This is a genomic window from Ruegeria sp. AF2, assembly GCF_056542025.1.
In genome coordinates this window covers 1-1,081 of the sequence record NZ_JBQFZC010000020.1, presented here as the reverse complement: position 1 = coordinate 1,081, position 1,081 = coordinate 1, and the positions used below count along the sequence as shown (strand labels likewise).

1 pseudogene is annotated in these 1,081 nt (G+C 56.1%); it reads right to left on the bottom strand.

From position 1 onward, the window contains the following. Positions 1-376: 376 nt before the first annotated feature. Positions 377-1,081 (bottom strand): annotated as a pseudogene (locus ACR0NM_RS20820) (hypothetical protein); the annotation flags it as partial.

The following is a 1,081-nucleotide window of genomic DNA, read 5'->3' as shown; positions in this document are numbered from 1 at the left end:
CTCCAGCATGTACTACGCCCTTGGTCAGCTCCAGTTAAAGCTGAAGGGAAACAGTAGCTTACCTGTTGGGAATGGTGCCCGGGGGCGGTGTTCTATTCCCGTTACAGGCACCCTCGTCAGGTCTCCCGTCAGCAAAGTAAGGGGTATCGCGATAGCCAAGCCAAGGTCAACAGGCGCGTTGTGTACTACGGTTTGTACTACGGCGGCTCGAAGACCCAATTGCTGGCTTGGCTCAGTGCGGTTCCCGGGGGCGTACTCACATTGCTTATGCTGGAGCGGTGGTCATAGTTGTTGGCTGGGTGGCAGGGCGACATCGAGGCCATGGGGGAAATTGCGAACGCCCCGATATATGGTGAGGCGCTCACATTTTTCTGGCTTACACATCCGTGATCAAGCAGGGCCCATGCACAAGGCTGATACCTCCCCACGTCATTGCGAAAGCATTGCGATATCCAGCGTTACCTGTGGTGACTTCTTCAATCCCCATGCCTGCCAACCCAGCCTTGAAGGTTTCGTGGTTGCGGATGCGGCGTCGGAAGTTGGAAGCGTCATAACCAAGAGCGGATCGCAGTTCGATGAACGGCAACGTCCCTTCAGGATAGCTATCGAAGAACCCCTCGATGTAGGTCAACGCTTCTTGGACCTTGCCTTTGGGCTTGCTCTTGCTGGGCTTCCATGACCTGATCTCGCAGCCTGGGAAGACCTTGGGGAGTAGCTTACGGATGCCTGACCGCTTCGGGGCGACGATGTAGGCGTTGCAGGGACCACACTTGGAGCCACTGCCCAGCCTGACTGAGGATCGACACAAAGCCTGCAGGATATGGTGCATGTGTTCTCCTGCCGCCATCTCTTCCACGAGGGTCTTGGAGACCTCCTGATCGTTCGCGATGCCGCAGTAATATCGCGCTTTCACTTCATAGTCCGTCTCTGGGTGGTTGTTCATACCTGCCAATATGACGTTCTGGACATATCGGTACTCGTTCGTTCCCTGATGCTTGCCCCAGTTGAGGAAGCTGACACGGTCGGGGTTTGAACTGAGCAGACCCCTGATCTGATCGGGAATGGTCCCACTCTTGACCCC